Below are 18,232 nucleotides of genomic sequence, written 5' to 3'. Positions count from 1 at the left end.
CAAAAAGAGGCTGTCTCAAAAGTGAGACAGTCTTTTTTTTGAGCATAAAAAAAGGAAAGCTTTTGCTTTCCTAATAGTTGCAAATTGATTAATTTGCTGTGTGTTAATTAAATCAAAGGTAGTCTTTAAAGATTATAATCCCAAGCAAAATTTTCTTTTTCCTCCTGATTTGTCGGAGCTGATAGAAAATAATCATCCTGTACGAACTGTTTCAGCTGTTATAGATGGTCTGGACATCACTAATTTACTCCGTAATTATAAACCCGGCGGCACATCGGCGTATCATCCCAAAATGCTTTTGAAAGTATTGGTTTATGGCTATTTGTGTAATATTTATTCGAGTAGAAAGCTGGAGCAGGCACTCAAAGAGAATGTTCATTTTATGTGGCTAAGCGCCATGAACCGTCCCGATCATAATACTTTGAACCGTTTCAGAAGTGAGAGGTTAAAAGGAGAACTCAAAGAGATCTTCGCACAAATTGTATTATATCTGGAGAAAGAAGGTCTGGTAAGCCTGCAAACCATCTTTACAGATGGGACTAAAATAGAAGCCAATGCCAATCGTTACACATTTGTATGGGGAAAGGCTATCAAAAAGAATAAAGAACGTATAGAGTCCCAACTTGAGGATTTGTGGAACTACACTCAGGAAATAGCCAGGGAAGAAATGAAAGATACTTCGGAGGTAACCTTTAAGTCTATGGACAAAGAAAAAATAAAATCTGTTATAGAAACGATAGATTCTACTTTAAAAAAGAAGAAAATTTGCTCTAAAGTTCGTCAGAAGATTAATTACGCAAAAAAGAACTGGCCTGAAAATCTTGAAAAATATGAGAACCAAGAGGCTATTCTTGGGAATAGGAACAGCTATTCAAAAACAGACCCTGATGCTACTTTTATGCGCATGAAAGAGGATCATATGCGTAATGGGCAGCTCAAAGCGGCTTACAATCTTCAGTTGAGTACCGAGAATCAGTTTATCATTAATTATACTCTGCATCCTAATCCTGGTGACACTAAAACCCTTCTTGCTCATATTAAGAATTTTGAACACCTTTATCATAAACCTCCCAACGAAATAGTGGCTGATGCAGGATATGGCTCAGAAGAGAACTATATTTTTCTCCAAAAGAGAAAAGTCAAAGCCTATATCAAGTATAATTATTTTGATAAAGATCAGAAAACCAAAATTATAACATCTTCGCCCTCTAACCCAAAACTTTCAAAGCTCCGGCATAAGGTTCATAAGCTTCTCAATACAAAACGGGGCATAATGCTTAGAAAACAAAGGTGTCACGATGTAGAACCTGTGTTTGCTCAAATCAAACATAACAAAGGATTTAAAAGATTTTTTCTCAGAGGACAAAATAAAGTCGAAATAGAAACCGGCTTGATTGCTATTGCGCATAATCTTAGAAAATTGGCTCTGGCAGGGTAAAAAAACCTTCCTTTGTTTTATTCTACCATAATAACTCAAAAATATGATCTAAAAAAAATAAATTCATTGAAAAATATAAGTTACAAAAAAATACGACCATAAAAAAGGCTGTCCTTTTGAGACAGCCTCTTTTTTATTTAGCTGCAGATCAAAAACAATTATAGATTTTATTTATCGATTTTAGTTTGTTCGATAGATGAATCTTTTATATATTTGCATAAGAAATTTAAATATAAAAACAGAAAAATTATGTCTTTAGTAGGAAAAAAATTCCCAAACTTAACAATTGACGCAATGTCTGAGATGGGTGACGATTTAAGAATCAACATCCTTGATGAAGCAGTAAACAACCAGCAAAAAGTTCTTTTATTCTGGTACCCTAAAGATTTCACTTTCGTATGCCCTACTGAGCTTCACGCTTTCCAGGAGGCTTTAGGTGAGTTCGAAAAAAGAAACACTAAAGTAATCGGTGCTTCTTGTGATACTAACGAAGTACACTTCGCTTGGTTGAACACTCCAAAAGATAACGGAGGAATTGAAGGAGTAACTTACCCGCTTTTAGCTGATACTCACAGACAATTGGCTAACACTTTGGGAATTGTTGATCAGGATTTTGAATATGATGAAGATGGAAACGAAGTTTTCACAGGTTCTAACGTAACTTACAGAGCAACTTACCTTATCGACGAAACCGGAAAAATTTTCCACGAAGCGGTAAATGATATGCCTTTGGGAAGAAACGTAAAAGAATTCTTAAGATTAATCGACGCTTACACTCACGTACAGAAACATGGTGAAGTATGTCCTGCAAACTGGGAAGAAGGAAAAGAAGCAATGAAAGCTGACAGAACTTCTACAGCAGAATACTTAGCAAAAAATTAATATCTTAATTTAAATATAACAATGTAACAATCTAACAGTATAACAATTTGAAAAGTCATTTCTTGAATTGTTAGATTGGTCAATTTTTTAGATTGTTACATTGTTTATTTTTTTAAAAATAAACTTATGTACACAGAATTAACCGAAGATACATTACAGAATATAGTTAACGAAAACGAAAAAGTAGTCGTTCAATATGGCGCAACATGGTGCGGAAACTGCAGAATCATGAAGCCGAAATTCAAAAAATTAGCCTCTGAAAATGATTCTATTCCATTTTTATATGTAGATGCAGAAAAGCTTCCTGAAAGCAGAAAATTAGCAAAAGTAGATAACTTACCTACCTTCGCCATCTTTAAAAACGGAGAACTGGTGAACCAGGTTCAATCTAACCAGGCAGAAAGTTTAATTAACCTTTTTAACGAATTAGCATAATGAAATTACCCGTAATCAGACAGTTTTACCAGAATCAGACTCCTGAAAATCTTGAAAAAACATTAGAAGTACTGGAAAGTTTCTGCGAATTCAGAGGAACAAGCGAAGAAGATCTGAATGTTGCAGGAGAATTGATCACCAACATCTGTGGAGCTTTAGAAGTTCACGCGAATGTACAAAACGGAATGAGCGAAAAAGATGCTTTAAACTCTTTTGCTCAGAAGGTTTTGGGATCAATTGACAAATAACATCTTTCGGTTATTTTTAACCAAAAGAATGTAAAAACACAAACTACAATACCTGAGGTTTTCCTCATTACTATACTTTTTCTATTCTTTAAGAATCTTTTTATTTCAACTTAAAATCTACTTCAAAGGACTTTAACCGGTCACATGAAGCTGGAAGCTGTATGAAAAATTGTAAAGAATAACCCATTAAAATCCCGGTGATATTTTCATCAGGATTTTTTGGATTTTGGTTTACAACACGAATAACACGAGCGATTTCACGAATAACACAAATAAAGATACGCAAGCATCCGTGTTAATCTGTGGAATCTGTGGGCAAAAATATATTTAAATATTATTATAAGTTTCGGCTGAAGCCGTTGGAAAAGATTTATTTAAAGTAAAACGGGCTAAAGCCCGTTCCTATTGATATTAGTAAATTGTGTTTATTCGTGAAAACATTTGTGACATTTGTGTTTACATAAAAAAAGAAATCCCGATGAAAAATCACCGGGACTATATTTTAAAGCAAAGACAACTTATCAATTAGTTTCTTCTGCTCATCAGAATACTCAGAATATACCAGAATAAAAGCATAATCGAAGCAAAAAGCTGCAATGCTGCTCCTACATATTGGTTGGTTCCAAATGAATCCTTTAATTTGCTTGTCTGATATAGAATAGTAGCTGAAGCTAAAATTACCATTCCTACCGAGAACCACAGTCCAAGGTTAAAACCAAAGATCATCCCTCCTACAATCAGTCCGATGGAAATAAATCCACCGATTACAATGATATTTCTTAAGAAAGAAAAATCTCTTTTAGAAGTGAATGCTACTGCAGAAATACCCGCAAACATAGCAACAGTTAACGTCGCAGCCTGAAAAATAACATTTGCTCCACCTTCAATATTAGTGGCAATAAAAAGCAGCGGCATGAAAATAATCGCTTCCAGCAAGATGTAAAATCCTAATCCTAAATATTGGGTAGATTTGCTCTGTGAAAGTGACCATTTAGAAGCCAAAACAGAAGCCAGCCAGAAAACCCCGATAATCAATAGCCAGATATATCTCTGACCAAACATCATCGCAATCAATTCTACCGGAACTGTTTTTAATAATATCGTTTCCACTCCAATAAATGCAAGAATCGATAAAGCAACATGTAAGTACGTCTTCTTGTAAAAATTCGCCTTCTCCACATCTGAGGAATGAGCGACTAAAACATCTGTCATCATAGTTAATATTTTTTTGTTAATCGAAAATAAAATTAAGTCTTATTTCGAGGGCAATACCCCAAGAATTTTTCCGTCATCCTCAAATACAGCGGTAATAACTTCCCTGGAAGATTCTCCTGCATATTTATATTTAATACTCGGATGATTGATTCCGTCCATTGTTTTATAATATCCGGCCTTTAAGACTTCAAGTTTTTTGTTGGGATCAATATCATCTTTGACCTTCTTAAGAACATCATCCGTTACGATTTCCTTTACCTTCTCAGAAATCAATCCATCAATAGCCTTCCGGTCTGAAGCCTGCAAAGCTACAACGAACTTCTGGAAATTATCATTATATAAACTGATCTTTTCCTTACTTATGGAAGCCTGTTGTTCTTTTTTGGGACTGTTTTCAACCTTTGCACCTGTTACTTTCTGCGCAAAAACCAGCTGTGCCCCCACAAGAGCAAGTCCCAGCAATAATTTTTTCATAGTATTCATTTTTGTTCTGGTGAAATAAGTGATGGAAGATACGAAAATCAGACCAGTTCTAAAAATTTCATTGTATCTACATTATCAGCATAAGTATCAAGTCCCGGATTTTGTGCTTCACCAAAAGGAATCGCATTCATTTCCAACTCTTCTTTTGCCACAACGCACTGAATATTTTCTTCATTTTCTGCAATAAAGCTTTTCACATCATCCAATGATTCATACCTGCTGAAATTGATTACAGAAAGCGGGCTGAACAGTTTATCATCCTCTTTAAGCATCACAAAATTATTATCCCAGAATTTATCCTGATTTAAAAGATAAACCGCTCTGTTATAATCATAATTGTTGGCATATTTGTTATGATTGATAATATCCTGGAAGCCTAAGAAGTTTTCAAACAGCCTGTCAATCACAAAATCCTGCGGAATAAAAATCCTCGTTACATTTCTGCATCCCAATCCGAAATACTGGAAAATATCTTTTGCTAAAAGCTGCAGTTCTTCATTAGTCTCATCACCCTTCAAAACAGCAATTGAAGTCCTGTTTTTACGGATGATACTCAAATGATTCTTGAAATAATATTCCAGATATCTCGCTGTATTATTACTTCCTGTTGCAATAACAGCATCAAAATTCTCTAATTTTTCAACAAACTCAAAAGCTACATTTTCATTGGAAAACTCATTCCATTTCCTCAATAAAAACGGAATCATATACTTATCTTTTGAAGACAGCTTAATGACAGGAATATGGTTGGCCAGAATTACAGAAATTACATCATGAAGCCCTACTAAAGGGATATTTCCGGCTAAAATAAGTCCAACTCTTTTTGAAATTTTAGAGATAGAATAATTTCCAAGCCAGTTTTTGATGTTTTCTTCAGTCAGAAGATCTGTCCATTGCTGTAAAGCAAATTTCTGATTATCAATAGTAAACCACGGGTTCTCTATTTCAGACCTTTTCAATAATAATTCAATATCAGAATCATCTTCATTGTGATCTTCCGGTTTCTTCGCTAAAAACGCTTTTATATAATCACTTAATTTAATAAGTCCTAAAACTTGATTTTCGGTATTCATAATTACTTTAAAATTGGGTAAAATTTTGTAATTTTGTGCAAATTTAAAAAAAATTAGCGATGGCTATTAAAATAACTGATGAATGCATTAACTGTGGGGCTTGTGAACCAGAATGCCCAAACAATGCAATATATGAAGGAGCTGTAGATTGGAAAGCTTCTGACGGTACGGCTCTTCAAGGTACAATTACGATGCCGTCGGGACTTACTGTAGATGCCAATGCACCACAGGAACCTGTAAGTGATGATGTGTACTTCATTGTAACAGATAAATGTACAGAATGTAAAGGATTCCACGAAGAACCTCAGTGTGCAGCTGTATGTCCGGTAGACTGCTGTGTGCCAGATGAAGATCATGTAGAGTCTGAAGAAGCTCTTCTTAATAAAAAAGCATTCTTACACGGCGAATAAAAAAATTCCGTCTCATCATCTGTGAGGCGGCTTTTTTTAACCCAAAATCCAATAAATCAAAATAAAGCTGAAGGATATTGAAATCCCAAAGCACCCAAAAAATAAAAATATGAACAAAAAGCACAACTTCAGCGCAGGACCATGTATTTTACCACAGGAAGTATTTGAAAAATCAGCACAGGCTATCCTTGACTTTAACGGCATCGGATTGTCTCTTCTTGAAATTTCTCACAGAAGCAAGGATTTCGTTGCGGTAATGGACGAAGCGCGTGCCATTGTAAAAAGATTGATGAATCTTGGTGATGATTATGAGGTACTTTATTTAGGAGGCGGAGCCAGCCTGCAGTTTGCAATGGTTCCTTACAACCTGATGAAAGTAGGTGGAAAAGCAGCTTACCTGGATACAGGAACATGGGCAGCAGGAGCCATCAAAGAAGCTAAAAAAGTGGGAACGGTAGATGTGGTAGGTTCTTCAAAAGAAGACAATTATTCTTTTATTCCTAAAGACTATACTGTTGGTTCAGAATACGATTATTTTCACTGTACCTCCAACAACACCATCTACGGAACTCAAATGAAATCCTTCCCTGAAGTGGATACACTGATGGTATGTGATATGAGTTCTGATATTTTCTCAAGACAGCTGGATTTTTCAAAATTTGACCTGATCTATGCCGGTGCTCAGAAAAATATGGGACCTGCAGGAGTTACTTTAGTGGTTATCAAAAAAGAAATTCTTGGTAAAACAGGAAGAGAAAATATGTTTTCTATTCTGGATTATTCCCAGCACATTGCTAAAGAATCCATGTACAATACCCCGCCGGTATTTCCTGTGTATGCTTCTTTACTTACCCTTCAGTATCTTGAAAGAAACGGAGGAATTGCTGCTGCAGAACAAAGAAATGAAGCTAAAGCTAAGCTTTTATATGATGAAATCGACAGCAACCCGCTATTTGAAACGTTCTGCGTAAAAGAAGACCGTTCGTTAATGAATGTTTCTTTCAAAATTACAGACGAAAGCAAGAAAGAAGAATTTGACAATGCATGGAAAGCAGCAGGAATCAGCGGCTTAAACGGACACAGAAGTCTTGGCGGTTACAGAGCAAGTTTGTACAATGCCCTGCCAATTGAAAGCGTACAGGTTTTGGTAGATGTAATGAAGTCTGTCAAGTAAATTAAATAGTAAAAAATTCAAAGATTGAAAGAATGAAAGGCAGTTCATTAAAATTTATTAATTTGCGCCCCAGTTTTAAAATGTTGAAATGGTAATTCTTTCAATCTTTAAATCAAATAATTCATGAAAGTTTTAGCAAACGACGGAATTTCAAAAGCAGGAGAAAACACTTTAAAGGAAGCCGGAATTGATATTCTGGACAATAGAGTGGCTCAGGATCACGTTATTAATTTTATCAACGATAATAATGTGGATGTTCTTCTGGTAAGAAGTGCAACGAAAGTGAGACAGGATCTGATTGATGCTTGCCCCGGCCTTAAAATCATTGGAAGAGGCGGTATCGGAATGGATAATATTGATGTGGAATATGCCAGAAATAAAGGTATTAAAGTAATCAATACTCCCACAGCATCCTCAAAATCAGTGGCAGAACTGGTTTTTGGCCACTTTATTTCACTGGCAAGATTCCTTCACGAATCCAACAGGCTGATGCCTCTGGAAGGAGAAACTCATTTCAACGCCATGAAAAAGTCATTCAGTAATGCGTATGAACTTTCAGGAAAAACATTAGGAGTAATCGGCTTTGGAAGTATTGGCCAGGAAGTTGTAAAAATAGGAATCGCTTTAGGAATGAAAGTAACTGTTCTGACCAGAAGCCCGAAAACAGAAGTTCTTACGCTGAACTTCTTCAACGGACAGTCTGTGAACTTTGAAATCACTTCCACCAATGATATGGATGCATTCCTTAAAGATGCAGACTTCATCAGTATCAATACGCCGAAAACGAATGAGTATATTATAGACACCCCTCAGTTTGAAAAAATGAAAGATGGAGTCTATATTGTGAATACTGCAAGAGGTGGTGTCATCAATGAAGTGGCACTTATCGATTTTATCGAGTCGGGAAAAGTAGCCGGAGCAGCACTGGACGTTTTTGAAAACGAACCCAATCCGGAACTGCCTTTACTGATGAATCCCGCATTATCACTTTCCCCTCATGTAGGAGGCAATACAGTGGATGCGCAGGAAAAAATCGGTGTCGAACTTGCAGAACAAATTATTAAGCTACAAAAAGAAACTATAAGATAAATATGCCTGTTTTTAAACCTTTCCGTGGAATAAGACCTCATAGAGACTTTGAGAGTACTTTCCCTACCCATCCACTGGATAATTTCACCCAGGAAGAGATTGCGGAGAAAGCTCAAGTTGAAAATACTTACATCAATATGATTAAACCCTATGTTGTAAGTAAATCTAAAGATATTGACCGGAACCTGCGAAAGATCCGTTCTACCTTTGAAGAACTTCTGGAAGAAAAGAAATTGGTCCAGGACAATTCGTCTTACTATCTTTATGAGCAGATCTATCCCAACAAACAGATGTTCAGAGGACTTCTGGGATTGGCAAGTATTGAAGATTTCTGGAATGGAAAAATCAAGAGACATGAAAGTACCATCCCGCAGAAAAAGGAGAAACTGGCTCACTACCTTGAAAAAGTAAATCTGCAGGCAGAACCTGTACTTCTTACCTACCCTGCCAATTCAAAAATTGAATTGCTGATGAACCATGAAGAAAAAAATGTTCCTATTTTCAACCACGTGGATTCTATGGGTATCAGACATAAAATCTGGAGAATAGACAATCGTCTGAAGCTTCAGCAGTTTAAAGAAGTGATTGATCAGATAGATTCGTTCTACATTGCCGATGGGCACCACAGAATTGGTTCTACAGCAATGAATGCCAAATACCATAAGGAGAAAAACAAAAAACATAACGGTACAGAGCTTTACAACTTTGTGTATAGTTTCATTGTTTCCAACCAGTCAATAAAGATTCACGATTACAACAGAATCTTACACGATCTAAATGGTATTTCTCCGGAAGATTTCCTGAAGGAACTTGAAAAATATTTCCTGATTCACGAAAAAGGGGAAACATCGTACTACCCTTCTCAGAAATTCCATATCTCAATGTATATGGATGGGAAGTTCTACTCTCTTCACGTGAAACATGATCTTCGTTCCAAAGAAATGTCTCTGGATAATCTTGATCACCATCTTTTGGATAAATATATTTTCAAAAACATTCTGAAAATTGAAGATCCGGACAGTTCTGAACTTATTTCTTATGTAAAAGGAACTTCCAACATCAACGGAATCAATCTTTTAAAAGAAAAAGTAGACAATGGTGAAGGTAAAGTCGGCTTTGGAATTTATCCTGTAAGTTTTAATGATATGATTAAAATTTCAGACCTGAAATTAAGCATGCCTCCAAAATGTACATTTATTGAGCCAAAATTAATTACAGCCTTGTTAATGTACGACATGAAACCTTAATAAATTACTATTTTTTTCCTACTTTTATCAATGGAAAAGATAAGTAAATAATAAATGAAAAAAATATTCATTATACTTCCACTCTTTTTGAGTGGATTTTTATTTTCTCAAAAAAAACCACAAAAAGGCCCTGCGAAAAAAGGCACTGTTGCCAGATTTAATTATCACGATGAGTTCAAAAAAATTTCAGATGAAATTATGACCAACGGCACTGCTTATGATAATCTCGGGGAACTTACCAAAAGAATCGGTCCCCGCTTCAGCGCCACTCCCGGTTATACAAAAGCTGTAGAATGGGCTGAAAAAAAGTTCAAGGAAATTGGTATTAATATGATCTGGAGACAGGAAGCTAAAGCACCGGTCTGGATCAGAGGAAAAGAATCTTTACAGATCAAAGCCGGAAATGGAGATTGGAAAAACATCAGAATGCTTTCTTTCGGAAACTCTGAAGGAACAGGAGGTAAAGATCTGACAGGTGAAGTTGTTTTAATCAATTCCACATCAGAACTTAATGCCATGTCGCTGGGACAGCTAAAAGACAAAATAGTTTTTGTAAATGTTCCTATGGACCCGAGAGTTATCAATACAAGCGATTCTTATTTACAGGCAGCAAAATCAAAATTAATTTCCGCTTCGGTAATTGCCAAAACAGGTGCAAAAGCCTTAATTATAAGGTCACTGACCACCGCCACTGATGACACTCCTCATGCCAAAATGATTTACTACGAGCCAGATGATAAAATTAAAATTCCGGCTTTATCAATTGGAGTAAGATCTGCAGATGAGTTGGAAAAAACATTGAAAAAACAGAAAGTGACTGCGAAAATCAACATGACCGCAGAATCAAAAGGTGATACTACGAATCCTAATATTATTGCTGAAATTGGAGGCAAAAAAGATTCAAAAGTAATTGTTTTAGGCGCTCAGCTTGATTCGTGGGATATTGGCGAAGGTGCCGTGGACGACGGAACAGGTGTTGTACAGTGTATCGAAGTGCTAAGAACGCTGAAAGCACTTGGATATGAAAACAATCATACGATCCGCGTTGTTTTGTATGCCAACAGTGAAAACGGAGGACAAGGCCGTGAGATGTATGCTGCTTATGTGAAAAAGAAAGACGAAAAACACATATTTGCCTTAGGAACCGATGCAGGAGGTTATTCTCCCCGTGGGTTTTCATTAGATATGTCCCCGCAGAGAAGAAGACTGGTTTATCCCTGGAAAGAATATTTTCTGCCATATGGCGTTTATGATTTTGACCAGACAGAAGCCATTCAGGATATTTCTCCTTTGAAAAAACTGGATATTCCTTTGGCAGAGCTTGTGGTAGACACCCAGAGATATTTTGATTATCACCACTCCGAACAGGATACTTTTGACAAAGTAAATAAAAGAGAGCTTCTTCTTGGAGCTGTCGCCATAACACAGATGATTTTTATGGTTGATAAAAACTGGTAACAATGAAAAAGATAACAGGAACTTTATTACTTCTTTTTGGAATGGCCGCATTTGGTCAGTCTACAGAAGATTCTGTCCAGTTCAGAAAAATCTCCACAGAAATTCTGAACAACGGAAAAGGATACAACGAACTAAGAGAGCTTACCAAAACTATAGGAAACCGTCTCAGCGGGTCAGAAGCGTATGAAAAATCAGTTCAGTGGGCAGCACAGAAACTTCATGATGCCGGAGCTGACAAAGTATGGCTACAGGAAGTGATGATTCCTGTTTGGGTAAGAGGAAAAGAATCTCTGCACATCCGGACTTCCAACGGAAAATGGAAAAGTGTAAAAATGCTTTCCCTTGGGAATTCTGAAGGAACCGGAGGAAAAGATTTTTCCGGAGAAATCATCATGGTAAAATCACTGGAAGAATATGACAGACTTCCTGCTGAAAAGGTGAAAGATAAAATTGTGTTTTTCAACTATCCTTTTAGTCAGGAAAATGTACAGACATTCATTTCTTATCGTGATGCAAACCCCTACAGAAGAACTGCAGCCTCATTAACGGCTAAAAAAGGAGGAAAATTTGCCATTGTCAGGTCTCTTTCCTCTGCTTTTGATGATATTCCACACACAGGAAACATGCGTTATGACGAAAATATTTCCAAAATACCAGCCATAACAATCGGAAATACATCAGCTGATGAACTTGAGGCATTATTAAAGAATCATCAGGTTACGGCTAAACTCAATTCCAACTGTGGTATGAAAGGAGAAAAGCTTTCCCACTCTGTTATTGGTGAAATTACAGGTAAAAAAGATCAAAGTGTTATTGTTGTCGGCGGACATCTTGATTCCTGGGATGTCGGCGAAGGAGCCCATGATGACGGGGCCGGAATTGTGCAGAGCATTGAGGTATTAAGAACCTTTAAAAAATTAGGGATTCAGAATAATCATACGATCCGCGCCGTTTGTTTTGCCAACGAAGAAAATGGAACAAAAGGCGGAAAACAATATGGTAAGACGGTCAAAGAAAACAACGAGAAACATATTTTCGCCATTGAATCTGATGCCGGAGGTTTTTCACCACGCGGAATTTCCCTCGAAATGGATGAACCTCAAAGAAACCAGATCAAAAGCTGGGTGAATCTGTTTTTGCCGTATGGCGTTTACAACTTTGAAGGAAAATATTCAGGGTCGGATATTGCCCCGCTTCACGAAATGGGAGTTCCTACAGCTGAACTCGTTCCTGATCCGCAACGTTATTTTGATATTCACCATACCGAAGAAGACACTTTTGAAAAAATCAACCGCAGAGAATTATTATTGGGTTCTACGGTGATGACACAACTTATTTATATGATTGACAAAAATTGGTAAACAATGAAAAAGATACTAGGAACTTCATTATTGCTTTTTGGAATGGCTGCATTTGGCCAGTCTAAAGAAGATTCTGTACAGTTCAGAAAAATCTCTACAGAAATTCTGAACAACGGAAAAGGATATACAGAGCTAAGAGAGCTTACAAAAAATATAGGCCACCGCTTAAGTGGATCCGAAGCCTATGAAAAATCTGTAAAATGGGCAGAACAGAAACTTCGTGATGCCGGAGCTGATAAAGTATGGCTTCAGGAAGTGATGATCCCGGTTTGGGTAAGAGGAAAAGAATCTCTGAACATCCAGACTTCCAACGGAAAATGGAAAAGCCTTAAAATGCTTTCCCTTGGGAATTCTGAAGGAACAGGAGGAAAAGATGTTTCGGGAGAAATCATCATGGTAAAATCGATGGAAGAATATGACAGACTTCCTGCTGAAAAAGTGAAAGATAAAATCGTTTTCTTCAACTATCCTTTCAGCCAGTCATTTGTAGAGACTTTCAAAGCCTATGGTGATGCCGCCAAATACAGAACGACTGCCGCTTCTTTAACCGCTAAAAAAGGAGGAAAATTCGCCATCGTAAGATCACTGTCTTCCGCTTTTGATGATGTGCCTCATACCGGAGCAATGCGCTATGAAGACAAAGTTTCCAAAATCCCTGCGGTAGCCATCGGAAGCACAACTGCAGATGAACTGGAAGGTTTACTGAAAAGCCAGAAAGTTAATGCAAAACTTAACTCCAACTGCGGAATGAAAGGAGAAAAGCTCTCCCACTCTGTTATTGGTGAAATTACAGGTAAAAAAGACCAGAGTGTTATTGTTGTCGGTGGACACCTTGATTCCTGGGATGTAGGTGAAGGAGCCCATGATGACGGAGCCGGAATTGTACAAAGCATTGAGGTTTTAAGAACCTTTAAAAAGTTGGGTATTCAGAATAACCACACCATCAGGGTTGTCTGTTTCGCCAATGAAGAAAACGGAGTAAAAGGAGGAATCCAGTACGGTAAAACGGTAAAAGAGAAAAACGAAAAACATCTTTTTGCTATTGAAACAGATGCCGGAGGCTTTGCCCCAAGAGGTATTGCTCTGGATATGGATGATGCGAAAAGAAATCAGATTAAAAGCTGGTCGAATCTTTTTCTTCCCTACGGAGTTTATAATTTTGAAGAGCGGTTTTCAGGAACAGACCTTTATCCGCTTCATGACATGGGAATTCCCGCTGCTGAGCTGATGCCGGATTCACAGCGATATTTCGATATTCACCACACGGAAGAAGATACTTTTGAAAAGGTGAACCGAAGGGAGCTTTTATTGGGAGCCACCGCTTTGACTCAGATTATTTATATGATTGATAAAAACTGGTAAAATATGAAACCGTCTTTCTAAAGGCGGTTTTTTTATTTTAATAGTAATGCATAATAAATTTCACAGTATTCCATTAGTGAAAATTTGTGAACAATATTGATGGTGTTTGTGATTCTTACAATTAAACACAAATGACACGAATGATTTCACAAATAACACAAATTTAATAATATCAATAGAAATGGGCTTTAGCCCGTTTATTTTAAATGAATCTCTTCCAATGGCTTTAGCCGAAACTTATAAGTATCCCACTGATTTCACAGATTGACACGGATGATTGCGTATATATATTTGTGTTATTTGTGAAGGAATATTGGTGTTACTTGTGGTTTTTAAAATTGAACACAAATGACACGAATGATTTCACCAATAACACAAATTGAATAGTTGATATTATGGGATGCGAATGATCTTAGCCACAATTTTTTTAACTGTCTGTTGTATTTGTGAAATTTTTGCAGGAACATTTGAGTTATTCGTGGTTTATTTTAAATACATAAAAAACACTTCTCCTCCGTAATATTTTCTTTGTTCATTGTTATTAGCTTTAAAAAACAGAAAATTTTTCTATGTTTAAGGAAATAACAGAAGAAAAAATGCTTCGCTGCTGATCTCATCAATCCCGTGAAACAAAGTGTTAATCGCACAAACTGAATTTTGGCATGATATTGGCATGTAAATTCTTGAGAAAAAATTAAAAAAACACTAAGGATGAGAAAAAAGGTTTTCTGTGGATTTTCAGTTTTTCCACTGATTCAAGTTCATATCTAGTATATGAATCCTTTTTTTTCTACGATGCCGTAAAAGATACGGGTCCGTGATTAATTAACCCCCGTTAGTTTTTCACAGCAGTTTTGCACCCGTATCTGACTGGTATCACAATAACCAGGAATCATTTATTGATTCAAAAAAAACAAAAATATCCCGGACTTTTGGCCCGGTGTTATGATATAAATAAATGGCAAAGTCATCGTGAACCTTAGCCCAGTAAAGGAATATATTCTTTTTACCGTGATGAGTGCGCCTTTATGCTATAAATTAATGTATAACCCTTAAAATGTTAGTAATGATGAGAGCCTTTTTTGAAATGATTTTTAAGAGAAATGAAGATGCTGCAAAATTGAATATATGGAGCCTGTTGATGGTGTTAAGTTTTGCTACATTTTCAGTGTTGGTATACGCCTTAAAACCTAGCTTTAACAGCTTAATTATATACCTGACGGCATTTGCCGCTTATATCGGGTTTGGCCTTGTATTCATCAGTTCCCTTGCCGGAACGCGCATGAAGAAAAGATAACAGAACATATAACTTTTCAATTTATTTTACTGAGAAAACCGCCCTGTTTGGGGCGGTTTTTGTTTATAGTTTATACGATTGAAAAAAAGCAGCATAATTTTCTGGCTTAACTTCTTCAACGTTAGCCCCATATCTGATATAATATTTATCTCCATATATCAAAGGATTTGTTAATGATTTTGTTTTGAAAATCACAACATCTTTATCGAAGTAATTTACAATTCTAATATTCTTAGAAATATAATCCTTTGCATCCTCAGATATCGGTTGTTGTTTAATTTTTTGAATTATTTTTCTATAAAAATCATCTAAATCTTTAGCAAGAATTTGCGCCTCATGTAGAATTCCAGTCACAAAAAAACCACGATATTTTTGTGGATCAACATTATAAATTTCTTTAATCCTTTCTATTTCTTTTACATTATCACAAACACCCACACAAACATATCCACTTGTATTAGCTGAATTATTTGCTATAGCTGTCAAAGTAAGTATAATTTTATTGAAACTTTCTTCATCAAACTGATTATGCCCATCCAATCGTGTAAAACCCTGTTTAAAATCATAAGAAGTTTGTTCCGTTTTTGACTGCATTAATAGAGATTCAAATTCTGTTAACCACTTTGCTGCTGCTGGATCGTGAGTCTTATCCCTAAAACAACCTCCTAATATTCCTGCTACTGCATCAACATTTTGATTTCTATTTATAGCACTCCAATTCCCTCCTTCTGTTATTCTGATATGTGTTGAAATTCCAGTAAGTCGCGCTACTAAATCTGTATAACTGTTAACTTCCTTATTTTCTCTAAAAATCAATTTATGAATTGCAAGGAAAACGACTTGGAAGTATCTTGGTATTTTTTGGGAATTATCATCAAATAATAAGTTTCGAAAGCTTTTTTCAGCAACCTTAATTGACTCTCTAATAACGTTATAAACAGTTAAAAACTGATGCCTTAATTCATTTGCCCCAATTTTCCTCAGTGCAATGTCTAACTCATCAGACTTCGAACTTTTTTTCAGACCATAATATTCATCTAAGATTGTTGAACTAGTTCCTGGAATTGTATCTAAAGCTATTGCTGAAAGTAAATCAGCTACTATTTCTTCATCTTTAGATTCCCTTACCATTTCTTTCGTAATAATATTATTTGAAATCCAAAATAATCCATCTACATTTATTCCATAATCTAAACCCGCATTTGTAATACTAATTTCTTTCATTTGCCTAAGGCTTAATATATCACCATGAGAAACGTCAGTTCTTATTTCAGAAGAAACAAGTCTTACTAAGTCTCCAAATGATTCCAGAGTACCTGCAGCCCTTAATTCTTGTCTTGACAAATGCCTTCCATAGCTGTTAATCCTTATAAATACTTCATCTACCTTATCTTCATCTGAAAAATAATAAATCGAAATTGGTAGAATATAGCTAGCAAATCTCTCACAAATCATTCTATAAAGAATCGGATACTTTTGTTCTAAAACTCCATTATCAAGCAAGGATTTAGACTCTACTAATGTATTAAGGTCAAAATAAGCTCCACCATATGAAAATTCACCCTCAATAAAAGAATTAATAGTATTTAAACGTTGCATTCCATCTATTATTTCATAAGATGTATTACCTAGATTTTCAGTTTCAGCTAATAAAATTAAGGGAATTGGTAACCCATTAACTATAGAATCGATGAATCGTTCCTTTTCTTCAATAGTCCAGATTAGTTTTCTTTGATATCTTCTATTTACATAAAATAGATTATTCTTATAAAAGTTAAAAATTCTTTGGATGCTTTCATTTCTAACAGAAACATCAGTCTGCACAGTGTTGTCTTTGGGACTAGCCATATTTATTTATAATTAATTCTAAAATTATAAATACCAACACACCATACCTTACGGAAACCCGTAAAATCATTACATTTTCAACAAAAAAGCCACCCCTTCCGAAGCAGCTTCCGATAACAAAGTTATCTTAACATCGTAAAAACTTATTCTTTAAACAGATCCTTCATCATTTCTTCAAGGATCTTTTGGGTTTCTTCTTCAATCATTTTCCCTGACTTTTCAACAAGTTCTTCTCTGAATGGTTCACAGCAGGCTTTTATTCCAAAACCTTCATCTGTTTTTACAAATTCCGGATGCCTACCGTGTTCATTGCACACTTCAGATTCTATTTCCTTCTTTATATAGTCGTAATTCAGGTCAAACATTTTTTTTTATTTTGTTCTTTTAAGTACATGATAAAGATAGAAGTAATAAAGCCATACCGAAATCCGTATTTCTACGGTATTTTTAGGAAACAAAAAACCGTCTTTTTCGGGACGGTACGATTCAATGTAAAAATTAATGTTTAATCTTTAGAACTTATCCAGAATTTTCTTCGGCAAGATCTTCACCAGTTCCTTTTTATATTCTTTTTCAAGAATAACAAATTTCCATGCCTTTTTATCTTTTGAAACCGCACAGGCTTTCATAGCGGCGTTGATGAGATATGAGCTTTCGCTGGCGACATATTTCACATTATTTGCTCCGTATTTGGCTGTCAATGCACCGCTCATTTTCTTTTTCATATCATCATTCAATGAACTGACATTACATTTCAGTTTCAAAAAATAAGGGGTAACAGAAAAATACTCGCCGGTTATGAGCTCAGGTTTTTCAATATTTCCGAACTTCAGATCCTGCAATTCAATTTTCATGAATGGATTATTGTAAGTCATATTCAAAATCTGTGTCATCTGCTCTTTTGAAACTATGGTAAAGAATTTTGGGTATATGCCGTTTACTGCCTGATCCATTTGTTTAGCTTGAATACTGTTGACAAAATAGGTGAGTGATTTTTTTATCGCTGCATCGTCAGGACTTGCCCCGCTCTGGGAAAACCCCATAAAAGACAGCAGAACGAACAGAAACAGAAGTGATTTGGTTTTCATTATCTTGGTTATTACAAGTTTAAGATGATTTCGTATCAGAAAAACATTTAGCCTTTCCGGATAGTAAATAGGTCGTACCATTTACACAGATCGTTACAGAATATCTCTGAGCAGAATAAAAAAA

General features: G+C 35.8%; 18 protein-coding genes. 12 read left to right on the top strand and 6 right to left on the bottom strand.

The annotated features are described in order from the left end of the window. Positions 1–100: 100 nt before the first annotated feature. The 4 genes from V0410_RS02320 (at position 101) to V0410_RS02305 (ending at position 3,003) form a co-directional block, all read left to right on the top strand. Entirely contained in the window at positions 101–1,438 is a 1,338-nt protein-coding gene (locus V0410_RS02320) for an IS1182 family transposase (protein ID WP_330744724.1), read from the top strand. A 249-nt stretch (positions 1,439–1,687) separates the two neighbouring features. Further along, entirely contained in the window at positions 1,688–2,320 is a 633-nt protein-coding gene (locus tag V0410_RS02315; RefSeq protein ID WP_002980000.1) for a peroxiredoxin, read from the top strand. Between the two features lie 126 nt (positions 2,321–2,446). Continuing rightward, the gene (locus tag V0410_RS02310) at positions 2,447–2,755 is read left to right on the top strand and encodes a thioredoxin family protein (protein ID WP_062670320.1); all 309 of its coding nucleotides are present in this window, start codon (positions 2,447–2,449) and stop codon (positions 2,753–2,755) included. Then, a complete protein-coding gene (locus tag V0410_RS02305; RefSeq protein WP_002980002.1) occupies positions 2,755–3,003 on the top strand; it encodes a DUF6952 family protein in 249 nt (82 codons plus the stop codon). Before V0410_RS02310 ends, V0410_RS02305 begins: the two co-directional genes overlap by 1 nt. Before the next feature lie 525 nt (positions 3,004–3,528). Here the strand turns inward: V0410_RS02305 and V0410_RS02300 are convergent. Genes V0410_RS02300 through V0410_RS02290 form a run of 3 tightly spaced genes read right to left on the bottom strand, consistent with a single transcriptional unit; the run spans position 3,529 to position 5,774 of the window. Further along, on the bottom strand, positions 3,529–4,218 hold the full coding sequence (locus tag V0410_RS02300) for a Bax inhibitor-1/YccA family protein (RefSeq protein ID WP_110008636.1): 690 nt from the start codon (positions 4,216–4,218) through the stop codon (positions 3,529–3,531). A 39-nt stretch (positions 4,219–4,257) separates the two neighbouring features. Further along, a complete protein-coding gene (locus V0410_RS02295; protein WP_330746154.1) occupies positions 4,258–4,692 on the bottom strand; it encodes a peptidylprolyl isomerase in 435 nt (144 codons plus the stop codon). 47 nt (positions 4,693–4,739) lie between these two features. Then, positions 4,740–5,774 (bottom strand): acyl-CoA reductase, encoded by a 1,035-nt coding sequence (locus V0410_RS02290; RefSeq protein ID WP_330746153.1) that lies wholly within the window; start codon positions 5,772–5,774, stop codon positions 4,740–4,742. 59 nt (positions 5,775–5,833) lie between these two features. Between V0410_RS02290 and V0410_RS02285 the strand changes: the two genes are divergently transcribed. From V0410_RS02285 to V0410_RS02250, 8 genes are all read left to right on the top strand, one after another. Further along, positions 5,834–6,184 (top strand): 4Fe-4S binding protein, encoded by a 351-nt coding sequence (locus V0410_RS02285; protein WP_126650419.1) that lies wholly within the window; start codon positions 5,834–5,836, stop codon positions 6,182–6,184. 109 nt (positions 6,185–6,293) lie between these two features. Beyond that, a complete protein-coding gene (gene serC / locus V0410_RS02280) occupies positions 6,294–7,358 on the top strand; it encodes a 3-phosphoserine/phosphohydroxythreonine transaminase (RefSeq protein ID WP_330746152.1) in 1,065 nt (354 codons plus the stop codon). 123 nt (positions 7,359–7,481) lie between these two features. Further along, the gene (locus V0410_RS02275) at positions 7,482–8,447 is read left to right on the top strand and encodes a D-2-hydroxyacid dehydrogenase (protein ID WP_330746151.1); all 966 of its coding nucleotides are present in this window, start codon (positions 7,482–7,484) and stop codon (positions 8,445–8,447) included. Positions 8,448–8,449: 2 nt separating this feature from the next. Further along, positions 8,450–9,694: a DUF1015 domain-containing protein gene (locus V0410_RS02270; RefSeq protein ID WP_137903953.1), complete on the top strand. Its 1,245-nt coding sequence runs from the start codon at positions 8,450–8,452 to the stop codon at positions 9,692–9,694. 54 nt (positions 9,695–9,748) lie between these two features. Beyond that, positions 9,749–11,152, top strand: coding sequence for a M28 family peptidase (locus V0410_RS02265; RefSeq protein ID WP_330746150.1), 1,404 nt, complete (start codon positions 9,749–9,751; stop codon positions 11,150–11,152). Positions 11,153–11,154: 2 nt separating this feature from the next. Next, positions 11,155–12,513 (top strand): M20/M25/M40 family metallo-hydrolase, encoded by a 1,359-nt coding sequence (locus V0410_RS02260; protein ID WP_330746149.1) that lies wholly within the window; start codon positions 11,155–11,157, stop codon positions 12,511–12,513. A 3-nt stretch (positions 12,514–12,516) separates the two neighbouring features. After that, positions 12,517–13,875 carry a M20/M25/M40 family metallo-hydrolase gene (locus V0410_RS02255; RefSeq protein ID WP_330746148.1) on the top strand — a complete coding sequence of 453 codons (1,359 nt, stop codon included), beginning with the start codon at positions 12,517–12,519 and terminating at the stop codon, positions 13,873–13,875. 1,066 nt (positions 13,876–14,941) lie between these two features. Continuing rightward, positions 14,942–15,172, top strand: coding sequence for a hypothetical protein (locus V0410_RS02250; RefSeq protein WP_330746147.1), 231 nt, complete (start codon positions 14,942–14,944; stop codon positions 15,170–15,172). A 63-nt stretch (positions 15,173–15,235) separates the two neighbouring features. Here V0410_RS02250 and V0410_RS02245 read toward each other — a convergent pair whose 3' ends face one another. From V0410_RS02245 to V0410_RS02235, 3 genes are all read right to left on the bottom strand, one after another. Next, the gene (locus tag V0410_RS02245) at positions 15,236–17,020 is read right to left on the bottom strand and encodes a DUF262 domain-containing protein (RefSeq protein ID WP_330746146.1); all 1,785 of its coding nucleotides are present in this window, start codon (positions 17,018–17,020) and stop codon (positions 15,236–15,238) included. A gap of 143 nt (positions 17,021–17,163) precedes the next feature. Continuing rightward, positions 17,164–17,385 carry a hypothetical protein gene (locus V0410_RS02240; RefSeq protein ID WP_330746145.1) on the bottom strand — a complete coding sequence of 74 codons (222 nt, stop codon included), beginning with the start codon at positions 17,383–17,385 and terminating at the stop codon, positions 17,164–17,166. Between the two features lie 147 nt (positions 17,386–17,532). Beyond that, entirely contained in the window at positions 17,533–18,108 is a 576-nt protein-coding gene (locus V0410_RS02235) for a hypothetical protein (protein WP_330746144.1), read from the bottom strand. Positions 18,109–18,232 lie beyond the last annotated feature (124 nt).

This window comes from Chryseobacterium sp. CP-77, from assembly GCF_036362765.1.
In the GTDB taxonomy this organism is placed as follows: Bacteria; Bacteroidota; Bacteroidia; order Flavobacteriales; family Weeksellaceae; genus Chryseobacterium; species Chryseobacterium cupriresistens.
The sequence above is the reverse complement of the archived record's forward strand: the minus strand, read 5'-3'. Positions and strand labels throughout refer to the sequence as shown.

Bases quoted from the DNA above. Each gene is read 5' to 3' on its own strand.
- V0410_RS02290 (WP_330746153.1), bottom strand. From the start codon at position 5,774: ATGAATACCGAAAATCAAGTTTTAGGACTTATTAAATTAAGTGATTAT.
- V0410_RS02265 (WP_330746150.1), top strand. From the start codon at position 9,749: ATGAAAAAAATATTCATTATACTTCCACTCTTTTTGAGTGGATTTTTA.
- V0410_RS02305 (WP_002980002.1), top strand. From the start codon at position 2,755: ATGAAATTACCCGTAATCAGACAGTTTTACCAGAATCAGACTCCTGAA.
- V0410_RS02285 (WP_126650419.1), top strand. From the start codon at position 5,834: ATGGCTATTAAAATAACTGATGAATGCATTAACTGTGGGGCTTGTGAA.
- V0410_RS02315 (WP_002980000.1), top strand. From the start codon at position 1,688: ATGTCTTTAGTAGGAAAAAAATTCCCAAACTTAACAATTGACGCAATG.
- V0410_RS02295 (WP_330746154.1), bottom strand. From the start codon at position 4,692: ATGAAAAAATTATTGCTGGGACTTGCTCTTGTGGGGGCACAGCTGGTT.
- V0410_RS02260 (WP_330746149.1), top strand. From the start codon at position 11,155: ATGAAAAAGATAACAGGAACTTTATTACTTCTTTTTGGAATGGCCGCA.
- serC (WP_330746152.1), top strand. From the start codon at position 6,294: ATGAACAAAAAGCACAACTTCAGCGCAGGACCATGTATTTTACCACAG.
- V0410_RS02275 (WP_330746151.1), top strand. From the start codon at position 7,482: ATGAAAGTTTTAGCAAACGACGGAATTTCAAAAGCAGGAGAAAACACT.
- V0410_RS02250 (WP_330746147.1), top strand. From the start codon at position 14,942: ATGATGAGAGCCTTTTTTGAAATGATTTTTAAGAGAAATGAAGATGCT.
- V0410_RS02235 (WP_330746144.1), bottom strand. From the start codon at position 18,108: ATGAAAACCAAATCACTTCTGTTTCTGTTCGTTCTGCTGTCTTTTATG.
- V0410_RS02240 (WP_330746145.1), bottom strand. From the start codon at position 17,385: ATGTTTGACCTGAATTACGACTATATAAAGAAGGAAATAGAATCTGAA.
- V0410_RS02310 (WP_062670320.1), top strand. From the start codon at position 2,447: ATGTACACAGAATTAACCGAAGATACATTACAGAATATAGTTAACGAA.
- V0410_RS02270 (WP_137903953.1), top strand. From the start codon at position 8,450: ATGCCTGTTTTTAAACCTTTCCGTGGAATAAGACCTCATAGAGACTTT.
- V0410_RS02255 (WP_330746148.1), top strand. From the start codon at position 12,517: ATGAAAAAGATACTAGGAACTTCATTATTGCTTTTTGGAATGGCTGCA.
- V0410_RS02300 (WP_110008636.1), bottom strand. From the start codon at position 4,218: ATGATGACAGATGTTTTAGTCGCTCATTCCTCAGATGTGGAGAAGGCG.
- V0410_RS02245 (WP_330746146.1), bottom strand. From the start codon at position 17,020: ATGGCTAGTCCCAAAGACAACACTGTGCAGACTGATGTTTCTGTTAGA.